At 65.6% G+C, this 26,912-nt stretch carries 22 protein-coding genes; 8 read left to right on the forward strand and 14 right to left on the reverse strand.

The window, feature by feature from the left end:
• Positions 1 to 83: 83 nt before the first annotated feature.
• Entirely contained in the window at positions 84 to 1,541 is a 1,458-nt protein-coding gene (locus GGI48_RS01515; RefSeq protein WP_179596533.1) for an amidase, read from the forward strand.
• A 53-nt stretch (positions 1,542 to 1,594) separates the two neighbouring features.
• Positions 1,595 to 1,924, forward strand: a complete 330-nt coding sequence (locus GGI48_RS01520) for a hypothetical protein (RefSeq protein ID WP_016967481.1) — start codon at positions 1,595 to 1,597, stop codon at positions 1,922 to 1,924.
• 47 nt (positions 1,925 to 1,971) lie between these two features.
• Here the strand turns inward: GGI48_RS01520 and GGI48_RS01525 are convergent, their stop codons facing one another.
• The 6 genes from GGI48_RS01525 to GGI48_RS01550 form a co-directional block, all read right to left on the reverse strand.
• Entirely contained in the window at positions 1,972 to 2,403 is a 432-nt protein-coding gene (locus GGI48_RS01525) for a GTP pyrophosphokinase (protein WP_179596535.1), read from the reverse strand.
• A gap of 55 nt (positions 2,404 to 2,458) precedes the next feature.
• Positions 2,459 to 3,271, reverse strand: coding sequence for a CoA ester lyase (locus tag GGI48_RS01530; protein WP_179596537.1), 813 nt, complete (start codon positions 3,269 to 3,271; stop codon positions 2,459 to 2,461).
• A 111-nt stretch (positions 3,272 to 3,382) separates the two neighbouring features.
• A complete protein-coding gene (locus GGI48_RS01535) occupies positions 3,383 to 4,588 on the reverse strand; it encodes a CaiB/BaiF CoA-transferase family protein (RefSeq protein ID WP_179596539.1) in 1,206 nt (401 codons plus the stop codon).
• A 32-nt stretch (positions 4,589 to 4,620) separates the two neighbouring features.
• Positions 4,621 to 5,970, reverse strand: coding sequence for an MmgE/PrpD family protein (locus GGI48_RS01540; protein WP_179596541.1), 1,350 nt, complete (start codon positions 5,968 to 5,970; stop codon positions 4,621 to 4,623).
• Between the two features lie 10 nt (positions 5,971 to 5,980).
• The gene (locus GGI48_RS01545; RefSeq protein ID WP_179596543.1) at positions 5,981 to 7,144 is read right to left on the reverse strand and encodes an acyl-CoA dehydrogenase family protein; all 1,164 of its coding nucleotides are present in this window, start codon (positions 7,142 to 7,144) and stop codon (positions 5,981 to 5,983) included.
• Positions 7,145 to 7,178: 34 nt separating this feature from the next.
• Positions 7,179 to 8,006, reverse strand: a complete 828-nt coding sequence (locus GGI48_RS01550; RefSeq protein WP_179596545.1) for a MaoC family dehydratase N-terminal domain-containing protein — start codon at positions 8,004 to 8,006, stop codon at positions 7,179 to 7,181.
• 145 nt (positions 8,007 to 8,151) lie between these two features.
• On the opposite strand from GGI48_RS01550, the gene GGI48_RS01555 reads away from it, so the two are divergent.
• Entirely contained in the window at positions 8,152 to 9,075 is a 924-nt protein-coding gene (locus tag GGI48_RS01555) for a LysR family transcriptional regulator (RefSeq protein ID WP_179596547.1), read from the forward strand.
• A 128-nt stretch (positions 9,076 to 9,203) separates the two neighbouring features.
• On the forward strand, positions 9,204 to 9,770 hold the full coding sequence (locus GGI48_RS01560; RefSeq protein ID WP_179596549.1) for a GNAT family N-acetyltransferase: 567 nt from the start codon (positions 9,204 to 9,206) through the stop codon (positions 9,768 to 9,770).
• Between the two features lie 128 nt (positions 9,771 to 9,898).
• On the opposite strand, the gene GGI48_RS01565 is transcribed toward GGI48_RS01560, so the two are convergent.
• Genes GGI48_RS01565 through GGI48_RS01580 form a run of 4 tightly spaced genes read right to left on the reverse strand, consistent with a single transcriptional unit; the run spans position 9,899 to position 16,271 of the window.
• Entirely contained in the window at positions 9,899 to 12,907 is a 3,009-nt protein-coding gene (locus GGI48_RS01565; RefSeq protein WP_179596551.1) for a bpX6 domain-containing protein, read from the reverse strand.
• On the reverse strand, positions 12,900 to 14,717 hold the full coding sequence (locus tag GGI48_RS01570; protein WP_179596553.1) for a hypothetical protein: 1,818 nt from the start codon (positions 14,715 to 14,717) through the stop codon (positions 12,900 to 12,902). The genes GGI48_RS01565 and GGI48_RS01570 overlap by 8 nt, the downstream gene beginning before the upstream one ends.
• A 1-nt stretch (position 14,718) precedes the next feature.
• On the reverse strand, positions 14,719 to 15,156 hold the full coding sequence (locus tag GGI48_RS01575; RefSeq protein WP_179596555.1) for a hypothetical protein: 438 nt from the start codon (positions 15,154 to 15,156) through the stop codon (positions 14,719 to 14,721).
• Positions 15,153 to 16,271: an AAA family ATPase gene (locus GGI48_RS01580; RefSeq protein ID WP_016964553.1), complete on the reverse strand. Its 1,119-nt coding sequence runs from the start codon at positions 16,269 to 16,271 to the stop codon at positions 15,153 to 15,155. Before GGI48_RS01580 ends, GGI48_RS01575 begins: the two co-directional genes overlap by 4 nt.
• A 175-nt stretch (positions 16,272 to 16,446) precedes the next feature.
• Between GGI48_RS01580 and GGI48_RS01585 the strand changes: the two genes are divergently transcribed.
• Positions 16,447 to 18,270, forward strand: a complete 1,824-nt coding sequence (locus GGI48_RS01585; RefSeq protein WP_179596557.1) for a serine hydrolase — start codon at positions 16,447 to 16,449, stop codon at positions 18,268 to 18,270.
• 6 nt (positions 18,271 to 18,276) lie between these two features.
• Positions 18,277 to 19,077, forward strand: a complete 801-nt coding sequence (locus tag GGI48_RS01590; RefSeq protein ID WP_179596559.1) for a MipA/OmpV family protein — start codon at positions 18,277 to 18,279, stop codon at positions 19,075 to 19,077.
• Positions 19,078 to 19,139: 62 nt separating this feature from the next.
• Here GGI48_RS01590 and GGI48_RS01595 read toward each other — a convergent pair whose 3' ends face one another.
• The 3 genes from GGI48_RS01595 to GGI48_RS01605 form a co-directional block, all read right to left on the reverse strand.
• Positions 19,140 to 20,429 carry an ATP-binding protein gene (locus GGI48_RS01595; RefSeq protein WP_103742409.1) on the reverse strand — a complete coding sequence of 430 codons (1,290 nt, stop codon included), beginning with the start codon at positions 20,427 to 20,429 and terminating at the stop codon, positions 19,140 to 19,142.
• A complete protein-coding gene (locus GGI48_RS01600) occupies positions 20,430 to 21,140 on the reverse strand; it encodes a winged helix-turn-helix domain-containing protein (RefSeq protein WP_047303991.1) in 711 nt (236 codons plus the stop codon). It abuts the gene before it with no gap.
• A gap of 171 nt (positions 21,141 to 21,311) precedes the next feature.
• A complete protein-coding gene (locus GGI48_RS01605; RefSeq protein ID WP_179596562.1) occupies positions 21,312 to 21,917 on the reverse strand; it encodes a tRNA-(ms[2]io[6]A)-hydroxylase in 606 nt (201 codons plus the stop codon).
• Positions 21,918 to 22,135: 218 nt separating this feature from the next.
• Here GGI48_RS01605 and GGI48_RS01610 point away from each other — a divergent pair, with 218 nt between their 5' ends.
• Positions 22,136 to 22,999 carry a universal stress protein gene (locus tag GGI48_RS01610; RefSeq protein WP_016965897.1) on the forward strand — a complete coding sequence of 288 codons (864 nt, stop codon included), beginning with the start codon at positions 22,136 to 22,138 and terminating at the stop codon, positions 22,997 to 22,999.
• 128 nt (positions 23,000 to 23,127) lie between these two features.
• Here GGI48_RS01610 and GGI48_RS01615 read toward each other — a convergent pair whose 3' ends face one another.
• The gene (locus GGI48_RS01615; RefSeq protein WP_016965898.1) at positions 23,128 to 23,595 is read right to left on the reverse strand and encodes a DUF1289 domain-containing protein; all 468 of its coding nucleotides are present in this window, start codon (positions 23,593 to 23,595) and stop codon (positions 23,128 to 23,130) included.
• 675 nt (positions 23,596 to 24,270) lie between these two features.
• Here GGI48_RS01615 and acnB point away from each other — a divergent pair.
• On the forward strand, positions 24,271 to 26,871 hold the full coding sequence (acnB, locus tag GGI48_RS01620) for a bifunctional aconitate hydratase 2/2-methylisocitrate dehydratase (protein WP_179601874.1): 2,601 nt from the start codon (positions 24,271 to 24,273) through the stop codon (positions 26,869 to 26,871).
• Positions 26,872 to 26,912: the final 41 nt, after the last annotated feature.

Genomic DNA, 26,912 nt, shown 5'->3' on the forward strand with positions numbered 1-26,912 from the left:
CGGGACGCCGCCCACGGCGCTCCCGCAGCCCGCCCATGCCGTGGCGCAGCCCGCGCCCGGCGTGCCTGAAACAAGAGTCGAATATGTCGTTGCCCACGTCCCCTCATGCGGCCCTGCATCAGCTGTCGATCGAGGCGCTGCTGCAAGGTTTTGCCCGCTTGCAGTTCACCCCGGTGGACCTGCTGCAGGCCGTCCTGGCCCAGATCGAGCGCCACGAGCCGCAGCTCAACGCCCTGTGTGAACGCCAGGACCAGGCCGCGCTGCTGGCCGCCCAGGCGTCCACCGCGCGCTGGGCCGCCGGGCAACCGCTGGGCCGGTTGGACGGCATTGCGATTCTGGTCAAGGACAACCACGACATTCGCGGCTGGCGCACCCGCAACGGCTCCCGGGCCCTGGCCGAGCGTGGGGCGCTGCAGCAGGACTCATCCCTGGTGGCGCGCCTGCGCGAGGCCGGGGCGATCTTCATCGCCAAGACCACCCTGCCCGAGCTGGGCAGCACGCCGCTGACCGACAGTCCCCTGACCGGGGTCACCCGCAACCCGTGGAACCTGGCCCTGCATGCCGGTGGCAGCAGTGGCGGCAGCACCGCGGGGGTGGCCGCCGGTTATGCCCCGGCGGCCACCGGCAACGACGCCGCCGGATCGATCCGTACCCCGTCGAGCTTCTGCGGGGTCATAGGTTTCAAGCCCAGCCACGGGCTGGTATCGGCCTGCCCGAGCATCGATCCCGGCGGCATGGCGGCCGAAGGACCGATCGCCCGCCACGTGCGCGACATCGCCTTGCTGATGGAGCTGATGAGCGCGCATGAACCCGGCGAACCCTTTGCCTGGCCCCATGGCCCGACGGATTTTCTCGGCGCCATCGAGGACGGTGTCCGCGGCCTGCGCATCGCCTTCAGCGCCGACCTGGGCTACGCCGCCCATGTCGACCCGCAGATCGCCGCGGCCTGCCTGAACGCCGCCCAGCTGTTGCAACAGGCCGGCGCGACCCTGGTCCAGGCCTCGCCGGACATCGGCAACCCGGCGCCGAACTACCTGCGGGCCTGGCCGGTGGAAGTGGCCAGCGCCGTGGCCCAGGAGATTCCTGCCGAGCGCCAGCACTTGCTGGGCGACTTTCTCCAGCAGTGCCAGGTGCGGGCGCGCCAGCTCAACGCCCTGGACTACGCCTGCGCGGTGCAGGAACGGCATCAGGTGGCCCGGCAACTGCACGATTTTCTCGGGGAATACGACCTGCTGCTGACCCCCACCGCGGTGGTCGAGCCGTTCGCCGTGGAACGCCAGATGCCGCCGGACTGGCCGGAACACCTCAGCGCCATGTGGCAGCCGACCACCTTCCCCTTCAATTTCAGCCGCCAGCCGGCGCTGAGCATGCCCTGCGGCCTGAGCGCCGCCGGCCTGCCCATAGGCCTGCAGATCGTCGCCCGCTTCGGCCGTGATGCGCTGGTCCTGCGGGCCGCCAGGGCCCTGGAAAAACAGCTGCCGGCCGGGGTGTTCGCGCACCCCGCCGGGCTGCTGGACGCCCCCGGGCGCGAATTGCACTGAACAACCCGCTGACGCAGCACAACCGCGTCGCTTTACGGACAAGGAGGTGGACCATGGAGTCTTCAAGCAGTTGGTATCAAGACACCCAATTCGACCATGACATTTACGTGATGATCATCCGCGAGCCCAGCTCACCGAGCCTGTATGCCCACCAGTCCGGTCCCAGCTTCAGCTACGTGGGGCGCCTCACCGGTCATGGCCAGCACCCCTGCTTTTCCGTGCACTTTGCCTGCCCGCCCTACGGCAACGACTACACCAGCACCGAAGCCGCGCTGCAGGCCGGCCTGGCCCATGGCCGCGCGCTGATCGAACACTGGCGCACCCGGGGCAGCAAGCCGCCGGCGCGCAACGCCGCAGTGGCCCTTTCCAGCTACAACAGCTGAGCGCCCGGGCGCCGCCGGCCCGGTGCTAGCGGCCCAATGCTAGCGACTCAGGGCCGGTCCAGGCTGTCGAGGTACTCGATGGCCTGGCGGTACTTCTCCAGGCGCCGCCGGTCTTCCTCGCTCGGTGCGGGAATGCGTGACAGGTCACTGTTTTCCGCCAGATCCACGCGCTTGACCCGACGCGCCAAAGGATTCTGTGCAACGCGGCGGATAAACCCCGGATAGTCCTCGCCTTCGACCTTGGTCAGCGCCGCCAGGGCCTGCAGCACCTCTTCAGTGAAACCTTCGCCGCGCAGTTGCTCCAGGGTCACCGGGCTGTCTTCGATGACGTCGTGGAGCACCGCCACCAGCCGTTCCCGCGGCTCGGACACGCGCAGCATGACCCGCAGCGGATGCAGGATGTAGGGCGCACCGCCCTTGTCGACCTGCCCGGCATGGGCCCGGGCAGCAATGGCAATGGCGCGTTCCAGGGTACTCATGGGTGTGGCTCCGGGTCTTGGCAACAATGCCGGGGGCCATACTAACCCGGCCGGTTCAGGCCAGGGTCAGCATCCGCTGGGCCCGTTGCAGCACCGGGGTATCGACCATCTGCCCGTCAACCTGGTACGCCCCGGCGCCAGCGCGCCCGCCCTCCACCACCCGCCGGGCCCAGGCCAGTTCCTCGGGGCTGGGCGCCAGCGCCTGATGAATCACCGGCACCTGGGCCGGGTGGATGCACAGGGCGCCGGTAAAGCCCATGGCGTAGGCGTGGCGGATCGAGGCCGCCAGGCCCGGGCTGTCGGCAATCGCCGGGAACACACCATCCAGCGGTGCCTGCAGCCCCGCCGCCCGGGAATGCACGATCAGCGCCAGCCGCGCCTGATCCAGGGCGAACTGCGCCGCCGCCGAGCCGCTGCTGAGGTTGAGGTCCAGGGCCAGGTCCAGGCCGCCGAACGACAGGCGCTGGACCCCGGGCGCCGTGGCAATTTCGGCCAGGGCCAGCAGGCCTCGGGCGCTCTCGATGATTGGCCACACCGGCCGGCCGCAAGCCACCACCCGCGCCACCTGGGCCGCGCTTTCGACTTTTGGCAGGAGCACTCCGGCGACCCCGGCCCGGGCCTGACAGAACGCCAGGTCGGCCGCGTGTTGCGGGTGCTCCGGCGCATTGACCCGGACCCAGACCCGGGCAGCGGGCTGCGCCAGCAGAAAGCGCCCCAGGTGTTCGCGGGCCTGGACCTTGAGTGGCTCTTCGACGGCGTCCTCGAAATCGACGATCACTGCATCGGCGCCGCTGGCCAGGGCCTTGGCGAAACGTTCGGGACGGCTGCCGGGGACGAACAGCGCGGTGCGGACAATGGAATCGGACATGCTGTGTTCCTTGTTGGGGATGGCGGTTGCAGGCTGTGGATTTCCCGGTGTCAGCTCGATCGCGGGGGCCGCTGCGCGCCCCGGCGCAGCCTGCGGCAGCGGCTACCGGGTTCAGATGACGCCGCGGGTCTGCAGTTGCTGGATGGCGTGCGGGCTCAGGCCCAGTTCCGCAAGGATCGCCGCGCTGTGCTGGCCCAGCGCCGGAACTGCGTCCATGCGCGGGGCAAAGGCGTTGTTGCGCGCCGGCGGCAGCAGCGCCGGCAGGCGGCCCGCCGGGCTGTCCACTTGGCGCCAGGCATCCCGGGCCGCCAGTTGCGGGTGCTGCCACACGCCGTGCATGTCATTGACCCGGGCATTGGCGATCTGCGCCTGCTCCAGCCGTTCGATCACCTGGGCGACGCTGAGCCGGGCAAAGTGCTCAACGATGATCTGGCGCAGCGCCTCGCGGTTGGCCGAGCGCTTGAAGTTGGCGCCAAAGCGCTCGTCCGTGGCCAGCTCGGGCCGCTCCAGCACCTGGTCGCAAAACGCCGCCCACTCCCGCTCGTTCTGCAGGCCGAGCATCACCGTGCCGCCATCGCCCACCGGAAACGGCCCGTAGGGGTAGATGGTGGAGTGCGCCGCCCCGGCTCGCGGCGGCGGCTCGGCACCGGCGAAGGCGTAGTACATCGGGTAGCCCATCCACTCCACCAGGCTTTCCAGCATGCTGATGTCCAGGTGGCTGCCCAGCCCGGTGCGCCCGCGCAGCAACAGCGCCGAGAGAATGCCGCTGTAGGCGTACATGCCGGCGGCGATGTCGGCGATCGAACAACCGGCCTTGGCCATCTGCTCGGGTTCGGCGCCACCGGTCACCGAGAGAAAGCCGCCTTCGCTCTGGATCAGCAGGTCGTAGGCCTTTTTCCGCTCATAGGGGCCGCCTTCGCCGTAACCGGAAATATCGCAGACGATCAGCCGTGGAAAGCGCTCATGCAGCGCCTCGAAGGACAGCCCCATGCGCGCCGCCGCGCCCGGTGCGAGGTTCTGCACCAGCACATCGGCCCCGGCCAGCAAGCTCTCCAGCAGGCCTTCGGCTTCCGGCTGCTTGAGGTCCAGGGTCAGGCTTTCCTTGGAGCGGTTGGTCCACACGAAGTGCGAGGCCAGGCCCCTGACCCGCTGGTCGTAGCCCCGGGCGAAATCGCCGCTGCCGGGGCGCTCGACCTTGATCACCCGGGCACCCAGGTCCGCCAGCTGGCGGGTGCAGAACGGCGCGGCAATCGCGTGTTCCAGGCTGACCACGGTGATGCCGTCCAGGGGCCGTGGCTGTGCTGTGTTGTCAGTCATGTTCGGTCCTCGCCCTGTTCGCTGTCGGGCATTCAGAGCAGTGAGTGGAGGTCGTCGGCTTCACGCAGGGCCCAGACCCGGCGGATCAAGGCATCACCCTGCTGCGGGGTGCGAGCACCGGAGAACAGCAGCAGGCGCTGGAACTTGTCTTCCAGCTCGGCCCGGGACAGGCCATTGCCCGGGTCGCCCTTGGGCTGGTCGATGGCGCCGTGCAGGGTGCGGCCATCCACGCACTGCACCTCGATCCGGCCCAGCCAGCGCGCGGGATAGGCCGCATCGACTTCAAGGTCCAGCTGCATGTAGACCTTGTCGCGAAACGCCGCGACCCGCGGGTCGCTCAGCCCATGGCGCTGGAACTCCGGCAAGCCGGCCTTGCCGTGCACGGCGATCAGGCCGAGCACGGTGCCCATGGAGAATTTGGCCTGGTGCACGGTCTGCGGCACCTGGACCCGGCCCAGCACGTCGATGGCGCCCTGGTGCACCCGGGTCACGACCCGGGCGATCTGCTGGTGTTCCAGGCCTTCGCGCTGCATCACCTCAAGCAAGGCATCGGCGGCGGGATGGGTGTGGCGGCACGAGGCGTGGAACTTGAACGAGGTTTCCAGCAGCGCCCAGCGGCGGCCCAGGCCCTGGCTCAGGCGCTCGGGTTCGGCATCCTGGGACATGCCAGCGGCCATGCCCTGCTCGCCTTCGAGGATATTGCGCGCGCCGCTCAGGTCGTCCCGGGTCAGGTAGGCGGCCAGCAGGCCATCGGCGGCGGCCTTGGCGGTGTGCAGTTGCTTGGAATCGGCGGCGTCGCGCAAGAATTCCCAGAGCCCGGCGGCCTGGGTCCCGGCGCTGCCCAGCAGGTTGATGAACTGTTCGCTGTCGAACTCCATCAGCTTGCCCACCGCCACCGCGGCGGCCAGGGTGCCGACGGTGGCCGTGGTGTGGAAGATCCGGTAGTGGGAACGGCCCATGAATTCGCCGATGCGGATCCCCGCCTCATAACCGGCCACTGCCGCCAGCAGCAGCTCGCGGCCGGACTTGCCCAGGTCCTGGGCCGCCGCCAGCGCCGCCGGGAACACCACGGTGGCCGGGTGCAGCACGGAACTGTTGTGCAAATCGTCCTGCTCCACCAGGTGCGACGAGGCGGCGTTGACCAGGGCGGCGAAATACGCCGAGCTGCCGGCCCCGTTGACCAGGATGCGTGCCGGGCCGCTGGCCGGGCCCATGTGCCGGGCATAGGCCTCGAACAACGGGATCGGGTGCGCGCCCTGGGCCGCCAGGGCCGAGCCCAGCCAGTCGAGGAACAGCTCTTGGGTGCGCAGCAGGACGCTTTCCGGCAAGTCGGCGTAGCACAGGCCGGCGAGGAACCCGGCCAGATCGTGGGTATGGCTCATTCGCGGCTCCTTAGAAACTGCGGGGCAGTTCCAGCAAATGCTCGGCGACGTAGGACAGGATCAGGTTGGTGGAGATCGGCGCCACCTGGTACAGCCGGGTCTCGCGGAATTTGCGCTCGACGTCGTACTCGCAGGCAAAGCCGAAGCCGCCGTGGGTCTGCAGGCAGGCGTTGGCCGCTTCCCAGGAAGCCTTGGCCGCCAGGTACTTGGCCATGTTGGCGCTGGCCCCGGCGTTGCGCCCGCTGTCGTATTCCGCGCAGGCGCGCCAGCGCATCAGGTCGGCGGCCTCGATCTCGATATGGGCCTCGGCAATCGGGAACTGCACGCCCTGGTTCTGGCCGATGGGCCGGCCGAACACCACCCGGTCGCGGGCATAGGCGCTGGCCTTCTCTATGAACCAGCGGCCATCGCCGATGCATTCGGCGGCGATCAGCGTGCGCTCGGCATTGAGGCCGTCGAGGATGTACTTGAAGCCCTTGCCCTCCTCGCCGATCAGGCTGTCGGCGGGCAGCTCCAGGTTGTCGAAGAACAGCTCGTTGGTCTCGTGGTTGACCATGTTGGCAATGGGCTGCACGGTCAGGCCGTTGCCGATGGCCTGGCGCAGGTCCACCAGGAAGATCGACATGCCTTCGGACTTCTTGCGCACCTCGGCCAAGGGCGTGGTGCGAGCCAGCAGGATCATCAGGTCGGAATGCTGAATGCGCGAGATCCACACCTTCTGCCCGTTGATCACGTACTGGTCGCCGCGGCGGATCGCGGTGGTCTTGATCTTGGTGGTGTCGGTGCCGGTGGTGGGCTCGGTGACGCCCATCGATTGCAGGCGCAGTTCGCCGCTGGCGAGCTTGGGCAGGTAGTAGCGCTTCTGCGCCGGGCTGCCGTGGCGCAGCAGGGTGAACATGTTGTACATCTGCCCGTGCACGGTGCCGGAGTTGCCGCCGCAGCGGTTCACCTCTTCGAGGATCACCGAGGCTTCGGCCAGCCCCAGGCCGGAGCCGCCGTACTCGGCTGGGATCATCGCCGCCAGCCAGCCGGCCTCGGTCAGGGCCTTGACGAAGGCTTCCGGGAAGCCCTTGCGCTCATCGATGCCGCGCCAGTAGGCGGCGTCGAACTCGGCGCACAGGGCGCGCACGCCTTCACGGATGGCATTGAGTTGTTCAGTGTCATGGGGGGTCATCAATCGGCACTCCGCCTTGGCTTATTGTTGGAATTCAGTCGAACTGCACTTCGCCGCGCTGGGCCAGCCCGGCGCCGTCGCCGGCCCACAGTTCGGCGTGGCCAGGGGCGCTGATGCGCCCGCCGACCTCGAAAGGCTGCGGGGCAATCAAGGGCCGCAGGCCGCGGTAGGCGAAATGGCGCAGGCGCGCCTCGGGATGGGCCCGGCAGAAGGCCCCCAGGCTCAGGGTGGCGATCAGCGGGCCGTGCACCACCAGCCCCGGGTAGCCCTCGGTGGCGGTGACATAGGGATAGTCGTAGTGGATGCGATGGCCGTTGAAGGTCACCGCGCTGTAGCGAAACAGCAGGGTCGGCGTCGGCTCCAGCGGCTCGCGCCAGTCGCCCTCGGGCAAGGGTTCGCCACTGCCCAGCTTGGGCGGGGTTGGTTCGCGGTAGACGATGTCCTGTTCTTCGCGCAACGCCAGTTGGCCGTCCTGAAAGTATTCGTGGCACAGGGTGACGAACAGCAACTGGCCGGTGCGCCCGGCTTTTTCCTCGACCTGGAGGATGGTACTGGTGCAACTGGCCTCGGCGCCGGCGCGCAGCGGCTGGTGAAACGCCAGGCGGCCCCCGGCCCACATGCGGTTGCGGTTGGCCGCCGGTGGCAGGAAACCGCCCCGCGCCGGATGGCCGTCGCCGCCCAGGGCCGCCGCCGGCTGCGGCTGCTGGAAAAAGCACCAGTGCCACAGCGGCGGCAGTGCTTCGCCCGGGGCTGGGGTGGACTGGCCGAAGGTGGCGGCGATGCGGGTCAGCAGGTTGGCGCTGAGGTGGTCGTCGATCCGCTGGCTGCGGCCGATCCAGGCACTGGGGTCGGTGACACTCATAGAGGCAAGGTCCTGTGGCACGAAGGTGATGGCGGCCATCATGCAAGGGTGTGGCGCGTATGGAGAATTTGCATTTCTATAAACCGGCGTTCGTTTATGCTGAACGCCGCTCAGCACTCTCTTCCCCACCTTCGGGAGCCCGGACATGCATTTCGATCTGGCGGACCTGCGCCTGTTCATCCATATCGCCGAATCCCCCAGCCTGACCCAGGGCGCGCGCCGCGCCTTTCTCTCGCCAGCGGCCGCCAGCGCGCGGATCAAGGCCCTGGAAGGCCAGCTCGAAACCCGCCTGCTGTACCGCGACAGCCGCGGCGTGGAAGTCACCCCCGCCGGCGAACGGCTGCTGCAGCACGCGCGGCTGATCATGCGCCAGGTGGATTTCCTGAAGAGCGAATTCACCCAGTACGGCGGGGATTCCTCCGGGCACATCCGCATCTTCGCCAACACCACGGCGGTCACCGAGTTTCTGCCGGAGGTACTGGCCGGGTTTCTCTCGGCACGCCCGGGGGTCACGGTGGACCTGCAGGAGCGCCTGTCCCGGGACATCGTCCGCGGCGTGCTGGACGGCACCAGCGACATGGGCATCATCGCCGGCCCGGTGGAGGCCGCCGGCCTGCAGGTGCTGCACTTCAGTACCGACCATCTGGTGCTGATGGTGCCGGTGGACCACCCCCTGGCCAGCCAGGCCTCGGTGACCCTGGAACAGACCCTGGCCTACCAGCACATCGGCCTGCATGAGGGCAGTACCTTGCTGAGCTTCCTGCGTGAGCACGTGGAGCGCCTGGGCAAGCCACTGTCGCTGCGCATCCAGGTGTCGAGCTTCGAGGCCATCTGCCGCATGGTCGAAGCCGGGGTCGGTATCGGCATCATTCCCGAGTCGGCGGCGCTGCGGCACAGCCGCACCATGCGACTGGTGACGGTGAAGCTCGACGAAAGCTGGGCGCTGCGCGAGCGCAGCATCATCGTCCGTGAACTCGAAGCCCTGCCGGGCACCCTCCGCGCCCTGATCAACACCCTGATGCCGCAGGCCTGCCCGGCATCCACCATCGGCAGCCGGCATGACCGGTGATCGACAAGGCCAGAGGCGCAAGCAAAGACATTGATGCCGATCAAGAGCCGCGAGCGCCGGGGCAGTCAACCTGAGGCCAATCAGGGCTGTTCGCACAGCCCGCCCTTTGGCTCTCCGGAGACTTGACCATGTCCAGCACTTCTCTCGATATCCTCCCCCACCCGCCATTCCCGGCGCAGCAAGGCCAATACTGGATCGACGCCCTGAACGACGGCAGCCATGTGCTGATCCGCCCGCTGCGCCCTCAGGACCGGGATCGGGAAAAGGCCTTTATCGAAAACCTCTCCCCCGTCACCCGGCACCAGCGTTTTCTCGGTGAGGTCAAGGAAGTCGGCGATCAACTGCTGGATCAGCTGATGGACGTCGGCACCCCGCAACGGGTGGCCTACGTGGCCCTGGTCCACGACAACGGCGAACTGCGCGAAGTCGGCATCAGTCGCTACGCCCAGGTCGACGACCAGCCCTGGCGCTGCGAATTCGCCGTGACCATCGCCGATCAATGGCAAGGCAAGGGCCTCGGCGCGCTGCTGATGCAGCACCTGATCGACGAAGCCCGTACCAATGGTTTCCAGCAGCTGTACTCGGTGGACTCCGCCGGCAACTACAGCATGCGCCGGCTAGCGAAACAGCTGGGCATGCGCAGCGCCATCGACCCCGACGATGCCACCCAGGTGATCCACAGCCTGGAGCTGTAAGCTGCCGCGCGCCGCGCCTCGGACAGAGGCGCGGCCGCAACAGCCAACGCCTCAAGATGCAAAGACCACCGCACAGCGCCGTCCACCCATGTGGATCGCGGTCACCCTCGCGGTATCAGGCCTGTTGTTCAATACAGGCTCAGATTACGCAACTGGCCAGTATTGACATCAACGTGGGCCAGCCTGCCGCGCTGATCGAACAGCAACCAGTCAGGCCCCAGGCAACGCACACCCACTACACAGGACTCGGGCCAGATCAGGCTCGCCGCCAACTGTGCCCGAGGACGGTGAATGAAGTGCCACATCTGCTCACCCGATGCAGTGAAGTAGCCAGCGACCAGCCATTGTTCACTGAGCTGCGCTCGCGGTGACTGGTAGAGGTCGTCCCCCAGGCCAGGCAAGCGCCAGCCCTGTCGATTGTTTGCCAACTCCAGAATCAGCACCGGCTCGGCTGTCTCAGGGGCCTTTACCCAGACACTGAAAACCTCTCCGTCGACACTCAAGCTGCGTCTGGGCTTCAAGCCGTCGACATTCTGTGCAACCACCTGCAAGCGGTCGCGCGCGCGCAAACGTCGCTCCGGCAGCAGGTAATGCCAGCATTCGCTGTCGCCTGATTCGCTGCCGACCCACCACCATTCATTCTGCGCGTCAGCCTGCAGTTGCAGGACTTGGCCCGGTACATCGCCAACATGCCAGAGGGTCCTGAAGCCATGGTCGACATCCACCACCCGCACCTCTTGTTCCAGGCCAATGGTCCAGGCAACGCCATCGAACTCGCGAGCAAACTGCTGCAGCACCAGCGTTCCCAGGTCGGTGGCCTGACGCTGCACCAGATCCAGCTTGCTGATGCGCCAGACCTTGTCGCGCCGGGCCAGCACCAGCGCTACCTGCCGCCCATGTGCCAGGACAATCTGCCAGGCTGGCTGCGCAAAATTGAACAGCACCCGCCCTTGCGCATCGACCACCGCCGCGCCGGCCTCCCCGAGCGCCAGCAGATAACGCCCGTCGTCCAGGGGCACGGCATCGAGGATCGGACGAGCGCCGGCATCGCCCGCACGCCACTCAAGCGGCTCACTGCGCTCGGCCAGGGCCACAGGCCGGTGGCGCGGCAACAGCCTGGCGGGCAGGTCCTGCTGTAACAGCTTGTTCTGACTCAGTTTGACCAGCGACAACAACTGGGCCGTCTGCATCTGCCCCACGCCTTGAGCGGCGTCGGCCAGCAGCGCGTGCACCAGGGCGTTTGCCAGCCAGGCCAGCGGCTTGCTCTGCGACTTGTGCTGCAACAACGCCTCGGCCAGCCCAGCACGTTCGGCACTGCGCTGCGGTTCGTCACGCAGTTGCGTCAGATAGTCGGCATAGGCATCCAGGGTGTCCGGCAGCAGGATGGCACGCTTGACCAGGGCTGCCGCCGCCAGTCGTCCTCCAGCGGCTTCGGCGGCGAGCAGCCATTGAGCCGCCCGCTCACGCTCGGCAGGCAGGCTCCAGATCACATCCACCGCCTGCAGCCACAAACCTTGACGCGTCAGGTGATGTGCCCATTCCAGGCGCAACTGCTCGGCCTGTTCTGGCCAGCGCTCTTGCAGCAGCACCACCGCATCGGCGAACGCGTCGTCACGCCGCGCGACATGCAGGGCTTGCTGCCAATCACCGGCCAGGCACAACAAGCGCACGATCACCGACGCCGGAGAGTCCCAGGCCAGGGCCAGGCCGGCCGCCTGTTCGAAGCGCCCATGACGCTCCAGGTAGTCCAGGGCTTCCTGATGGGCGTTGAACAGTTCGGCGAGGACAAACACGGCCTCCTCGATACGCCCCTCACGGTCCAGCCGGTTGAAGGTCTGGCGATAGACCTGGCGCAGGTGCTCGCGAATCTCATCATTGAGCGCCAGGTTGCGCGTTACCGATTCCCCACGGTTCAGGTCAAGGTCCTTGCGTGGTTGCGGGGTGGCAAAAGAAAGATCGCTCGGCATGCCATCCTTCATCAGCGGTATCGCGTGGCGCAGGGCCTGGTCTAACTGGCCACGCTCGAACATGTCGAGCATGCGCTGCAGATAGGCCGCCTGGCGCCGACCATACAGGTCTTGCCAGACCACTCCCTGAGCCAGACGCTGCAGCAACTTGCGCCAGGCTGACGGCTTGAAACGCCGTGCCTGGGCCCGGGGCTTGATCGCTGGCGCCTGCTGCCAGGCCGACTCCGCCGCCCGGGCCCCGCCCTCGGCGCTATTACCCGGCGTCCCCCCCTGATCCTGGACAAGGCCTTGAGCAGTACGCTTGGACGCCGAGTGCTCGGAGCCCTTGTCGCTCACGCCGGGCTGAACCCGTAACTGGCGGCCCAGCCATGCCAGAAACAGGGTAAACAGCACGGCACTGAGCAGTATCGATGCAATCCACAGCAGCAGATCCTCGGGCCCGGCTTGCGCGTCGATCTGCCGGGGCTTGAGCAGGCTGTGGCCCAGATTGAAAAACAGCATCAGGCCCAACAACGCCAGGCCGCCATGCAGCAGCCAGCGCTGCTTGCCCGGCGCCGCCAAGGCTTCGACTGCCTGCCCCATGGAGAACTTGCGCCCCTTGCCGGTCGTCGATTGACGCGGCTGCCGCTCGGCCAAAGCCCGCATGACCACCTCACGCTCCGGATCCGGCGCGGCCACACAGTTACCCAGGATCTGACGGATGTCGCTCTGTAGCGGCTCTGGCTCAGGGAGCTGGGACGGTAAGCTCATCTGGCAGTCGAAGGTATCGAATAACGGGTAGTCGCCAAGCTCTAGCCAGCTTCCAGGCGCCAGCAAACGGGAAGATGCCAATTGCAGGGCCTGCACCTGACCACCACGGACCAACCATAGATCGGCCTGTGGCAAGGCCTGGCGCTCTTGCGAGTCCAACGCTGCCGAGCACAAGACCGGCCCCAGCCGTATCAACGGCCACCCCTCAAGTTGCTCACACACCCGCCACTGAGGCTGGGCGAACGACAGCAGGTCGCCGTCGGCAAAACGCCGGGCGCTGGCGCCGGGTTGCCATTGCTCAAGGATCATTCGCTGGCGCTGCGCTTCACTGAAGCGCTCATGGGCAAACCACAGAGCCGCCACCGGCTGCCTGCCCTGCAACAACGGACGACGGATCACCCAGGCGGTCGACTCAGGCATGGGATAGCTCCTCGCTGGGTTTCAGGTTGCAGTGGATCTGCAAGCGCATCCGCTCCTGCGCCAGGGAATAGACCAGCAGCTCGCGCGTTCCGGTGAGCACTGCAATCAATCCGCTGATGGAGCAGAAGCTGCTCTTGACGACTTCATCGCTGCAACTGAACAAAACCCGCTGCTCGCCGGAGTGATAAAGCGCAACGGTGCGTCTATCGGGTCCCAGTAGAACCAGTGAGTTGCCCTCGCGCACGGGGTCATGCCACAAGCCGAAGCCACGCCAACCCGGTGCCAGGCGCAGTTCCTGACTGCCGCTGCGCGTCAGCAGTTGCCAACGCTCGCCCGCGGCGCCCGGTGTCAGCAAAGCGCAGGCACCGAAGTCCTTTTGCCAATGCCCTCCGGCCGCCACCAGTATCTGGGTAACCCCGGCGGCCGCCCCTAGACGGTAGATCTGGCGAATTTCGCCTCCTGCACAAGCGGTGCGTGCCAGTAACTGCCCGGCCTCTTCACGCACATACACCAGGGTCTGGGAATCGACCTTGGACAGGCCCAGAACATGGTCTGCCAGCAGCAGGCAAGTGCCGGGGGGCTCATCGGGGGAGGCATGACGCAGCACTGACCAGCGGGCCAGCCGCCCCTGACTGTCGAGAACGAAATAGCGTCCATGATTTTCATCGCGCAGCCAGGCACAGGCCAGCAGCGTCGCGGTGCCCGACGGCAGCTTGAGCACCTCTGGACCGGGACACAAGACATCTGGCAGGCCGCCTACGTTCCAGAACGACAGCCGATCGTCATAGCGGAGCAACGCCCCCGCCTTGCGCCCCACGAAGCTCATGGCCAAGGGCCGGCCGCAGGATTTCCAGAGTTGTTGATGAATCGTCGGAGGCCGCTTGTGCGCCGCACTCGGCAACCTGAGGATCAGAGAACCGGGTTGGTCCAGCAGCACCATGGCAATGTGGGTTCCGGCATCGGAGATGACCGGCGCCAGCGTCAGCAGCACCCGTGGAGCAGCAATCGCAGAGCGCCCTTCTACAGCCGCAGGCGCCTGGAACTCGCCCTTGAGCAAGCGCAGGCCGACATTGACCGGGGGGATTGGCAAGCACGTCCGGGCCCGCCTGGCGCCGCTGATCTCAACCTCCAGGGAGCCACCGTCGAGGCTTTGCTGCACCTGCACCTGATAGCGACCGGCCAGGCCCATGTCGTCGATCGGCAGGCGCTGCCCGATCGCCCAGCATTCAGCCCAAGGTTTGGACTGTGCGCTCAGCCATTCGCTCCAGCGCTGCCCATGCTCCGGCGCCACGCACTGGAAGGTCCGTTGCCCCAGCAGGTGCCGCAACTGCGCCGCCGTCTCCAGTTCGTACAGCTGGTTGTCGGCATCCTGCAGGACGCCCCAGCGAAACGCCGCGCCTGCCGCACGCGCACGCTGCGCCAGAATGATCATCAGCGCCAGGTGAACCAGCCTTGGCGCGCCTAGCTGCAAGGGCCCGGCATCAAACAGCGCAATCAGCGTGCCGCTGGCCTGATGGGTCCGGTATTGGGGCGCAACGAACAGATGCTCCGCGCTGACAGCACGCCGCAGAAATTCCTCCGGCAGTTCCTCGGCCAGCAGCCATTCGCTGGCAAGCAAACGCTCATAGGAGCCTCGTTGGTGCAGATCACCCAGGCCATCGGGCTCCGGATCACCGCCCTGCAGCCGCCCGCTGAGCGGCCCCAGCAGCGGATGCAGGCGCCGCAGACAATCGCCCAGCACGGTTTGCAACTCGAGATCGAGCCAATGCAGCCAATCGCTCCAGGGTTGAAGGCTTTGCGGTAACTGCATATCAGCTCTGCGCCCAGTAGTGGGCAATACGTGCCAAATGCTCCTCGGTGACCGGCAATTGCCGATCCAGAGGAATCACTGCGGCGGGCTCTGGCCACAACAACAAGAGAGAACGCGCCTCTTTGTCGAGCAGTGCCTGCGCCAACAGGTCGATGGCGACCTCAGGTTCGTACCGGGTCGGCAGCCACAGCGCGGGAGCCTGCTCATGACTGGCGGCATACTGGACGCCTTCGACCCAGGGCAAGTCGGATTCAGCCCCCAGCACCACCAGCACCCGAGCATTGGCGGTGGCCTGCAAGCGCCCGGCCTGCGCGCCAGGCAACTGCTGCAAGCGCTGATGCAAACGCCGGGCGACCGCATCCCAGGCGACCGCCGCCCGCGGCGGCTGCGCCACGGCTCGTTCGCGCCAGGCCCAGGTCAACGCAGGTACGCCACTCATGGCAGCACAGCCAGCAGGCCCACTAGCTGTGCACGCACGATTTGCAGCGAATCCGGAAGGTTCTGTGGGTCGAAGTTGGCATCGATCTCGCGCAGCATGCTCTCTACGGACGGGCCATCGAGTTCCGGGCGCTGCAACAGTTCCCGGGCGTTTTCCAGCAAGCGGTGGAGCCGGGACAGCGGTTGCAGAGTGGCCTCCTCGACCGCGCCGAACAGATGGCTGTTGCCTGACTTCGCCAGCAGCTCACGCAATACCTCGCGCCCCCGCAGTTGGCTGTCCTGAGTGGGCAGTGCATAAATCAGTGGCCACAGATCCGCCTCTGTGGCCTGCTCCCTGCCGCACAACAGGGTGGCAGCAGCGATCAGCCGCTGGGACTTGACGATGCGTCGATCGGAAAGGGTGATTCCCGCCTCGCGCAAGCACCTGATCGCATGGGCCAACACGGGCCGCACGCCCTCCAGATCGACATCCTTCAAAGCGCGATTGAGGCCCTCGAGCTGACTCAAGTCGAGCATCTGCGCCACCGCCTGGCGCTCCACCTGCCAGCCACCGCTGAGCAGGGCTTCGAGTTGATTGTCTGGCACCGCATCGACAAACAGATGCAGCAGGAATCGATCCCCGAATGCAGCCAGGGCCGGATCTTCCGGCAAAGCGTTGGCGGCGCCGACACACACCCGCAAAGGGCATTGGATCTGAGTGTGGCCACGTCTGAAGCGACGCTCGTTGAGCACCCCGAGCAAGGTATTGAGGATGGCCGTGGAGCCTAGAAAGACCTCATCGAGAAAGACGATATCGGCTTCTGGAAGCATGCCGCTGACATCGGTTTCCACTGTTCCTTCGCGCAGTTTCTTCAGGTCGACCGTACCAAACAGCTCCGAAGGCTCGGTAAAACGCCCTAGCAGGTATTCGAAGTAGCGCCCGCCCATGGACTGGGCCACGCGACGCACCACCGCACTTTTTGCGGTACCCGGTGGCCCGATCACCAGCAAGTGTTCTTGAGCCACAGCAGCCAGGACAATCAGTTCCGCCAATTGCTCGCGACCGACCAACCCCTGGGTAGCAACGCGAACCACACTACGGATCTGTGCAGCGGCACTTTGCAATGAGGTGGTCATCTTCGTCATCCCTGAATAAAAGCTGAGGATTCTGCCTGAGTCCCTTGATCGAGCAAAGACTCGCAGCGGCAGTCGGGTCCTTAACACTCTTTGACAGTTTCCCGACAAAGCTGCCAAAGACTGCCCAAGCCCCCTTGCCTAGCATCCGCCCATCGAATGTCCGGTCGGTTGCTGTATGTCTTCCAAACTTCTTCACCTGCCTCTGCTTGGCGTGCTCCTGGGCAGCCTGGGCTGCCATGGCCAGCCCCCCGCGCCGCCGACCATCGGTCGCGGCGACTACGCCAGCATCATCGGTTACCTCAAGCAGTACATCCCCCGGGAAATGGCCGAGCATCGGGTGCCGGGGCTGTCCATCGCCCTGGTGGACGGCCAGGAGCTGATCTGGGCCCGGGGTTTCGGTTTTGCCGACCAGGCCCGCGGCCTGCAGGTGACCGAGAACACCGCGTTTCGGGCCGGGGCCCTGTCGCAGTTGCTGACCGCCACCGCCGTCATGCAACTGGTGGAACAGGGACGCCTGCAACTGGACGCGCCCCTGCAAGACAGCCTGCGGGAATTCTACGTCCGCTCGCGCTTTCACCAGGACCAGAACGCCGCCGACCAGGCGGTGACCCTGCGCCGTCTGCTCAGCCACCAGGCCGGCCTGCCCACCGACTATCTGCGCGACCGTTACACCCGCCAGCCCCTGGGCGAGCTGCCGGGCAAGGTCAGCGGGGTCTGGCTGAACCATTGCCCCGGCACCCAGACCGCCTACTCCAACCTGGGCTACGCCCTGCTGGGCGCGGCGATCGAGCGCAGCAGCGGCCTGGACTTCGAGCGCCAGTTGCAGAAAAGCCTGCTGCGCCCGCTGGGCATGAGCCAATCGAGTTTCCTCGGCACCCGCCTGGCCCAGCCCTACCGCGCCCGGGGCTATGCCGACGGGGTCGGCAGCGCCGACGAACCGCTGCGCGACCTGTCCGCCACCGGCCTGTGGAGCAGCCCGCGGGACCTGAGCCGCTTTGTGCGGATGCTGTTCGCCCAGGGCTACTACAAGGACCGCCAGGTGCTGTCCCCGGCCTCGATCAAGGAAATGGGCCGGGCGCAAAACACCGGCAACCCACTGGATTTCGATTGTCAGGTGGGCCTGGGCTGGTACCTCTCGCCCTGTGGCGAGGAATGGGTCCGTCCGGGGATCCGTACCTGGCAGCACAGCGCTGTGGGCAGTGACTTCCAGGCCCGGGTCAGTGTGCTGCCGGAGCAGCAGCTGGCGGTGATCGTGATGAGCAATTCAGGCTCCGGCGAGGCCGTGGCCAAGCCGCTGGTGCCCAAGGTGCTGCGCATGCTGCTGCAGGCCCACGGTGCCCCCGCGAGGCAAAAGCGCGACAGCGCCCAGCCCCAGGAACGGGTCGGCGGGCGGCGTCGGGTTCCGGAAGCCGCCGACCGCCAGCACCTGGCGGGTTTCTATGCCACCACCTGGGGCGTATTGCGCATTCGCGATCAGGACCAGCGCCTGTTCGGCGAACTGGCCGGCAAGCGTTTCGAACTGCTGCGCGACGAACAAGGCTGGCTGCGGGCGCAGAAGAAATTCCTCGGCCTGTGGCAGCAGGACCTGGGTGACCTCGGACGGGTGCAGTTGGACCTGATGAACGTCCAGGGGCGTCGGGTGTTCACCGCCCGGCGCCACGGCCAGCTGCTGGCCATGGGCGAGCGCGTCGATCCGCTGCCCCTGCCCGACAACTGGCTGACCACGGTGGGCACTTACCAGGCCCTCAACGAGGACTCGGCCAACGCTGCCGTCAGCGACATCAGCATCACCCTGGAAGACGGTTTCCTGATGATCCGCAGCCTGCAACAGGGCCACGCACCCACCGATTACATCCTGGCCCCGATCGACAACGCCCACGCCGTGATTGCCGGCCAGGGGCCGGGCCTGGGCGATACGGTGCGCCGCCAGATCAATGGCATCAGCGTCCTGGGCTACTCATTCAAACGTACCTACACCCGCCACTACCTGAGGTTCTAAAGCCGTATGAAAACCCTGAAACGCACCTCCACCGTCACCCTCCTGGCCAGCGCCCTGGGCTTGCTCGGGGCGTCCCCGGCCTTGCACGCCGAGGACTGGAAGTTCAGCGTGCGCGGCGGTGCTGCCAGCGTGCCGCGCTACAGCGGCAGTGACGAACGCACCGTGACACCGATTCTCGGCGGCGAGATCGTCAGCCCCTACGGCTTCTTTCTCAATACCGACCAGGGTCTGGGCTGGGGCAACGAATGGGACGGCCTGTCCTTCAGCACCTGGGTCGGCGCCAGCGACGAGCGACGCGACAAGAACCACCTGGGCCAGGGCTCCAAGCGCCTCAAGGGCATGGGTGAAATCAAGTCCCGGGCGCAGTTCGGCGCGCACCTGGGCTACGACCTGGGGCCTTTCGAACTGGGGGCCACCCTGACCCACGCGCAGAAGAAAAATAACGATCGCGACACCGGCTCGGCCTACAGCCTGCTGCAGCTGAGCATCGCCAGCACCCTGTACGAGGGCCGCCTGGGCAGCCTCGACGCCAGCCTCAACAGCCTGTACGGCAACGCCGACTACATGCAGACCTGGTATGGCGTGAGCAACACCCAGGCGGCCAACAGCCGCTTCAGCGCCTACCGAGCCAAAGGCGGCCTGGTGAGCAGCGGCGGCGACCTGACCTGGAACCTGCCGCTCAACGAGCAGACCAAGCTCTCGACCCAGCTGTCGCTGCAGTACCTGAGCAAGGAAGCCGGCAACAGCCCGATCGTCGACCGGCGCCTGCAGACGGTGCTGGGCACGCAGATCGAATACAGCTTTTGAGCTTCAAGCTGCAAGCGGTGGCGTTTGGCTTGCCGCTTGCAGCTTGCCGCTTGCAGCTGCCGTCAATCCACATGCGCCCAGGTCATGCGGAACGAGGCGCCGCCCCACTCCGAATCCAGTACTTCGACCTTGCCGCCGTGCCATTGCGACACGCGCCGCACCAGCGCCAGGCCCAGGCCGAAACCGCCGGTGCGCCGGTCACGACTGGCATCGAGGCGGGAAAACGGTTCGAAGATTTTCTCCCGCCCGTCCACCGGCACCCCGGGACCGTCATCGTTGACCCGCACTTCGTAGCCGTGCTCCAGGCGCACCAGGGACACTTCCACCCGCCGCTCGGCATAGCGGATGGCGTTGCGCAGCAGGTTGATCAGCGCCCGGGCCATGAAGCGCGGCTCGATGCGCACGTGGTCCACCTGGCAGCAGCGGATCAGCAACTGCACCCCCGCCGCCTCGGCTTCCAGAGCCACGCTGCCGACCACGCTGTCGAGCCAGTTCTGGGCCTGGATGTCTTCGCGACTGATGCTGGCCGCGCCGTGTTCCAGGCTGGCGTAGGTCAGCAGCTCGGAAACCATTTCCTCCAGTTCGCCAAGGTCGGCGTACATGTCGGCGATCAGTTCGCGGTTTTCCTCCGGGTCGGGCTGTTGCTGCAACTGGTCCAGTTCGAAGGACAGCCGGGCAATGGGCGTGCGCAACTCGTGGGACACGGCGTTGGTCAACTCGCGCTGATTGGCGATCAGGCCTTCGATGCGCGCCGCCATGCGGTTGAAGTGCTGGGCCAGGTCGCGGATGTTCGAACGCCGCGACAGGTGCAGACGGGTGCTTAGGTCATTGCCGCCAAAGCGTTCGGCGGCCAGGCGCAGGCGCTCCAGGTCGCGCCAGTGCGGACGCACCCAGAAGTACAGGACGATGGCCAGCAGCGCACCGAGCAAGGCATAGGCGGCGATGTTGTAGAGCAGGGTCAGCGGCGGGTCTTCCGGCAGCTTGATGCTCAACAGCTGGGAGCCGCCGTCGATGCTGGAGATGAATTGGTTGAAATCATCCCGGACCACCAGCTGGTTGGAATCCAGCAGCGCCCGCTCGCGGTCGTTGAGGTCCAGCTCGCCAGCCTGCACCAGCTTGAGCCCCAGCCCGTAATGGGGCTTGAGCAACTCCAGCTGATGCTGGCGCCCGGCCTCGTCGAAGGGCCGCAGCTGCTTGCTGAGGCTGTAGGCCGGCCCGCGCACCGCATCACGGTTGTAGGCCTCGATCAGGTCCACCGCCAGGTAGTTGAGGAAGATGTGTTGCACCGCGGTCATGGCCCCGGCAAAGCCGAGGGCCAGGAACAGGTAGAGCCCCAGAAACAGCCGCAGCATTCAGATCTCCCAGGCGAATGGATTGAACAGGTAGCCCTTGCCCCACACGGTCTTGATGCACACCGGCTCGCGCGGGTTGTCCTTGAGCTTGCCGCGCAATTTGCTGATGTAGACGTCGACGCTGCGGTTGAGGCCGTCGAACTCGATGCCGCGCATGCGGTTGAGGATGTCATCTCGGGACAGGGTCTTGCCCGCCGCGCTGGCCAGCAGCCAGAGCAGCTCGAACTCCATGGTGGTCAGTTCGATCGGCTCGCCGGACAGACGCACCTCGCGACTGCTGCGGTCGATGCTCAGCACGCCGAACTCCAGGGCACCGCGCGAGGCGCTGGACTCCGGCACCTGGCGCCGTTGCAGGGCCCGCAGGCGCGCCAGCAGCACCGCCGGCTTGATGGGTTTGATCACGTAATCGTCGGCGCCGGATTCCAGGCCGAGGATGTGGTCCAGATCGTCTTCCTTGGCGGTGAGGATGACGATCGGGGTGTCGGCCACGGCGCGGATTTCCCGGCACACGTGCAGGCCGCTCTGACCCGGCAACATCAGGTCGAGCACCACCAGTTTCGGTTTGAATTCGAGAAACGCCGCCAGGGCCACATCGCCCCGGTGCACCGTCAGCACTTCAAAGCCGTGCTGGGACAGGAAGTTGGCAATCAGCCCGGCGAGCTTCTCGTCATCTTCCACCAGCAGGACCTTGCCAAGACCCAGGTTATCCATACCTATCCGTTCGCGAACACACAGTTTTGAGTGCGCGCAGTATAGAGGGGCCAAGGTTAAAAAAAGGCTAAGGTCGCGACAAAACCGGCGTGTTGTCGCGGTTTTGCGCAAAGTTTCATTCTTTTAAGAGTTTTTAACAATTTGCCCCTGCTTTTACACAAGGGCAGCGCCTCACCAGGCCGGCACGCCGCTGTGGAAGCGGAACTCCGGGTCCGGGGACTCGATCAGTGCCTGCTCGGCGACCCGCACCTTGTCGATCACCTGGGCGATGTCCCGGGCGTCGCCATATTGATAGGCCAGCTTGAGGTAGCCCTGGTAGTGCCGGGCCTCGCTTTTGAGCAGGCCGAAGTAGAACTTGCCCAGCTCTTCGTCCAGGTGCGGCACCAGGGCTTCGAAGCGCTCGCAACTGCGGGCTTCGATAAAGGCGCCGACCACCAGGGTGTCCACCAGCTTCACCGGCTCGTGACTGCGCACCACCTTGCGCAGGCCCGAGGCATAGCGCCCGGCGTGCAATTGGCGCAGCTCGACCTTGCGTCGTTTCATCAGGCGCATGACCTGTTCGTGGTGCACCAGCTCTTCCCGGGCCAGGCGCGACATCATGTTGATCAGGTCGACATGGGAGTGGTACTTGGCAATCAGGCTCAGGGCGGTGCTGGCGGCCTTGAACTCGCAGTTCTTGTGGTCGATCAGCAGGGTTTCCTGGTCGGCCAGGGCCGCCTGGACCCAGGCGTCGGGGGTCCGGCAGCCGAGGAAGTCGGGAATTTCAGGAAAGTTCATCGGTGCATTTCCGAGCAATCCGCCACGGCAATGGCGGCAGTATCAGTGATCGATAACATGAGACTCACGAGACAATTAAGGCTTCACAGCGAAAGGCTGGCGATTATACCGGCCACGCCGCAGACCACCAGCGGCCGCGATTGATATGCATCAACGTCCGCCCCGGGCGCCAGCAACTATAGTTGTGCACGCTAGTCCCTTTCCTGGAGATCCCGATCATGCAAAGCATCCGCAGTATCCTGGTGGTCATCGATCCCACGCCGGGCGAAAGTCTCGCCCTCAAGCGCGCCAAGCTGATTGCCGGGGTCACCCAGGCCCATCTGCACCTGCTGGTCTGCGACAGGAAGCACGAGCATTCGGCGCTGCTCAGCGTGCTCAAGAGCAGCCTGACCAGCGAAGGCTACAGCGTCACCACCGAGCAGGCGTGGAACGAGAGCCTGCATGAAACCATCATCGACGTGCAGCAGGCCGAAGGCTGCGGCCTGGTGATCAAGCAGCACGCCCATGAAAACCCGCTGAAGAAGGTCCTGCTGACCCCGGCGGACTGGAAGCTGCTGCGCTACTGCCCGACCCCGGTGCTGCTGGTCAAGACCGCCACGCCCTGGGCCGGCGGCGTGGTCATGGCGGCCATCGACGTCGGCAACATGGACGGCGAGCACCGCACCCTGCATGCCAGCATCGTCGACCATGGCTTCGACATCGCCAGCCTGGCCAAGGCCCAACTGCACGTGATCAGCGCCCACCCGTCACCGATGCTCTCGGCCGCCGATCCGGTGTTCCAATTGAAGGAAACCATCGAGCAGCGCTATCGCGAAGCGTGCAAGGCGTTCCAGGCCGAGTTCGAGATCGACGACGCCCACCTGCATATCGAGGAAGGTCCGGCGGATGTGCTGATTCCCCACATGGCCCACAAACTGGGGGCCGTGCTGACCATCATCGGCACCGTGGCCCGCACCGGGCTGTCGGGGGCCTTGATCGGCAACACCGCCGAGGTGGTGCTCGACTCCCTGGACAGCGACGTGCTGGTGCTCAAGCCGGCGGACATCATGGACCACCTGGAAGAACTGGCGGCCAAGGCCTGAGCCCCTGTTCGGCAACCCCATCGCGCAACCTGCGCCGTCCATGACGGCGCTTTCGCTGGCAAGCCAGCTCCTACAGCGGTATTTGCGTGGGAACCCTCGGTGTTGGCGCCGGCTGGCCGGTGAAGCACTCAGCCCAGGGCGTCCTTGAGAAAACCGGGGGCGATGTAGCGCTGGTAATGGGCTTCTGACAGGAGGAAGAATTCCCGATCGATGGCGTCGCGCAACTCCGGCAGGCCCCAGTCGCGGAACTCCGGCAACAGCACCATGCCGTAGGCGTCCAGCTGGTTGATCACCCGCGCGCCCCGGGCAATCAGTTGGTAGGCCCAGCAGTATTCGGACTGGTGCGGCACGAAACGGATCTTGCGCTGCTCCAATTGCCCGCGCAGGCGCGCCGGATCGAAGACTTCCAGCTTGGCCGCCATCACCTGCACCAGCAGTTGCTCAAGACGCAGCCAGACTGCGCGTTTTTGCTCCTCGTTGTAACCGTTCCAGTTGATCACTTCGTGATGGAAACGCTTGCAGCCACGGCACACCAGATCGCCGTAGACAGTGGAGCAGAGGCCGACGCAGGGGGTCTTGATGGTCTGATTGGGCATAGAGAAACAACGCACGCAAAGGCAAAACAGTCGGCAATGGTAGGGTCTGCTGCCATTGGGTGACAAGTCGCGTTGCTGGGCCAAACGGCGCGAGGCAAGGCGCGGGATGCCGCCAATGGTTGTTCCCTTGGCAAATCCCGCAACGCAGCCTCGCGCCGTTTGGCACGCAACCCGAAGGGACGGCGCCCCCTTGGCGCAGGGCGGCGTTGCTCGAAGCTTATTTGGAAAACCAAACTGCGCTTCTCGCGCCTTGCCCTGCGCCAAGGGGGCATCCGTCGCGACATGTCACCCAATGGCAGCAGACCCTAGCCTTTTGTCTAAGATTGATCACCCCTCAAACTTCAATACAGCAACTTACGTTGAGACTTTTTTTGCCGTAGAATCAGCCAGCCTTTTTAGGCGCCAATGTCCGTTTGAAGCTGTTTTCAAAGCGTCACGAGCACAGTCGTTCCTTCAGAGCGGTGTTGGCGAGGGATTTTTCCAGCGGGGAAAAATCCAGCGCCAACCCTCATCAGCTCCCCGTTCTGCAGGCGTAAAACTTTGAAAGCAGCTTCTGTAAGGAATTGTCGGTAATTCTGGCTAAGTGGCGCACAACGCCACGCAGCGCATGAGTACGGCAATTTCGGGATGAGCGTCCCGGACACCCATTTGGGACCACTGATGAGGGTAATAACTGTGCTTGAAGCCTACCGCAAACATATCGAAGAGCGCGCAGCACTGGGTATCGTTCCCCAGCCGCTTAACGCCGAACAAACTGCAGGCCTGGTCGAGCTGCTGAAGAATCCCCCGGCTGGCGAAGAAGCTTTCCTCGTTGACCTGATCACCAACCGCGTTCCACCAGGAGTCGACGAAGCCGCCTACGTCAAGGCCGGTTTCCTCTCCGCGCTGGCCAAAGGCGAAGCCTCCTCCCCCCTGATCGACAAGAAGCGCGCCGTTGAGCTGCTGGGCACCATGCAGGGCGGCTACAACATCGTCACCCTGGTGGACCTGCTGGACGACGCCGAACTGGCGCCAGTGGCCGCCGCTCAACTCAAGCACACCCTGTTGATGTTCGACGCTTTCCACGATGTCGCGGAAAAAGCCAAGAACGGCAACGTTCACGCCCAAGCCGTGCTGCAATCCTGGGCCGACGGCGAGTGGTTCAAGAACCGCCCGGTACTGGCCGACAAGATCAGCCTGCGGGTGTTCAAGGTTCCCGGCGAAACCAACACCGACGACCTCTCCCCTGCCCCTGACGCCTGGTCCCGCCCGGACATCCCGCTGCACGCCCTGGCCATGCTGAAAATGGCCCGTGACGGCATCGTGCCGGACGTGCAAGGCTCCATCGGCCCGATGAAACAGATCGAGCAGATGCGCAACGACGGCTTCCCGATCGCCTACGTCGGCGACGTGGTCGGCACCGGTTCGTCGCGTAAGTCGGCAACCAACTCGGTCCTGTGGTTCTTCGGCGACGACGTTCCTTACGTGCCGAACAAGCGTGCCGGCGGTTTCTGCTTCGGCAGCAAGATCGCTCCAATCTTCTACAACACCATGGAAGACGCCGGCGCCCTGCCGATCGAATTCGACGTGTCGAAGTTGAACATGGGCGACGTGATCGACCTGTACCCGCACGCTGGCAAAGTCACCAAGCACAACAGCGACGAAGTCCTGGCCACCTTCGAAATGAAGACCCCGGTACTGCTCGACGAAGTCCGTGCCGGCGGCCGTATCCCGCTGATCATCGGCCGTGGCCTGACCGAGAAGGCCCGCGCCGAACTGGGCCTGCCGCCATCCGACCTGTTCAAGAAGCCTGAAGCTCCAGCCGAAAGCACCAAGGGTTTCACCCTGGCGCAGAAGATGGTCGGCAAGGCGTGCGGCGTGACTGGCGTGCGTCCAGGCACCTACTGCGAACCGAAGATGACCACCGTCGGCTCCCAGGACACCACCGGTCCCATGACCCGTGACGAACTGAAGGACCTGGCTTGCCTGGGCTTCTCCACCGACCTGGTGATGCAGTCGTTCTGCCACACCGCGGCCTATCCGAAGCCGATCGACGTCACCACGCACCACACCCTGCCTGACTTCATCATGACCCGTGGCGGCGTGTCCCTGCGTCCGGGCGACGGCATCATCCACAGCTGGCTGAACCGCATGCTGCTGCCGGACACCGTCGGCACCGGTGGCGACTCCCACACCCGTTTCCCGATCGGCATCTCGTTCCCGGCCGGTTCCGGCCTGGTGGCCTTCGCCGCCGCCACTGGCGTCATGCCTCTGGACATGCCGGAATCGATCCTGGTTCGCTTCAAGGGCAAGCTGCAGCCTGGCGTCACCCTGCGTGACCTGGTCCACGCCATCCCTTACTACGCGATCCAGAAAGGCCTGCTGACCGTCGAGAAGAAAGGCAAGAAGAACGCCTTCTCCGGCCGCATCCTGGAGATCGAAGGTCTGGAAACCCTGACCGTCGAGCAAGCCTTCGAACTGTCCGACGCCTCGGCCGAGCGTTCGGCTGCCGGTTGCACCATCAAGCTGTCCAAAGAGTCGATCGCCGAGTACCTGAAGTCCAACATCACCCTGCTGCGCTGGATGATCGGCGAAGGCTACGGCGATGCCCGGACCCTGGAACGTCGCGCCCAAGCGATGGAAGCCTGGCTGGCCAACCCTGAGCTGCTGGAAGCCGACAAGGACGCCGAGTACGCCGAAGTCATCGAGATCGACCTGGCCGACGTCAAGGAGCCTGTGCTCTGCGCGCCGAACGACCCGGACGACGCTCGCCTGCTGTCCAGCGTCGCTGGCCAGAAGATCGACGAAGTGTTCATCGGTTCCTGCATGACCAACATCGGTCACTTCCGCGCCGCCGGTAAGCTGCTGGATCAGGTCAAGGGCCAGCTGCCAACCCGTCTGTGGCTGTCGCCGCCGACCAAGATGGACGCTCACCAGCTGACCGAAGAAGGCTACTACGGCATCTACGGCAAGGCTGGCGCGCGCATGGAAATGCCGGGCTGCTCGCTGTGCATGGGTAACCAGGCACGTGTAGAACCGAACTCGACCGTGGTGTCGACTTCGACCCGTAACTTCCCGAACCGTCTGGGCGATGGCGCCAACGTCTACCTGGCTTCGGCCGAGCTGGCGTCGGTGGCTTCGATCCTGGGTCGCCTGCCGACCGTCGAGGAGTACATGGAATACGCCGGCAAGATCGACAGCATGGCCGCGGACGTGTACCGCTACCTGAGCTTCGACCAGATCGCCGAGTTCCGTGAAGCGGCGGCCAACGCCAAGATCCCGGTGGTGCAAGCCTAAGGCTCTAGCGTTGTAAAAAAGAACGCCGCGTATTCCACGAT

The sequence above is a fragment of the Pseudomonas protegens genome (assembly GCF_013407925.2).
In the GTDB taxonomy this organism is placed as follows: Bacteria; Pseudomonadota; Gammaproteobacteria; order Pseudomonadales; family Pseudomonadaceae; genus Aquipseudomonas; species Aquipseudomonas fluorescens_AP.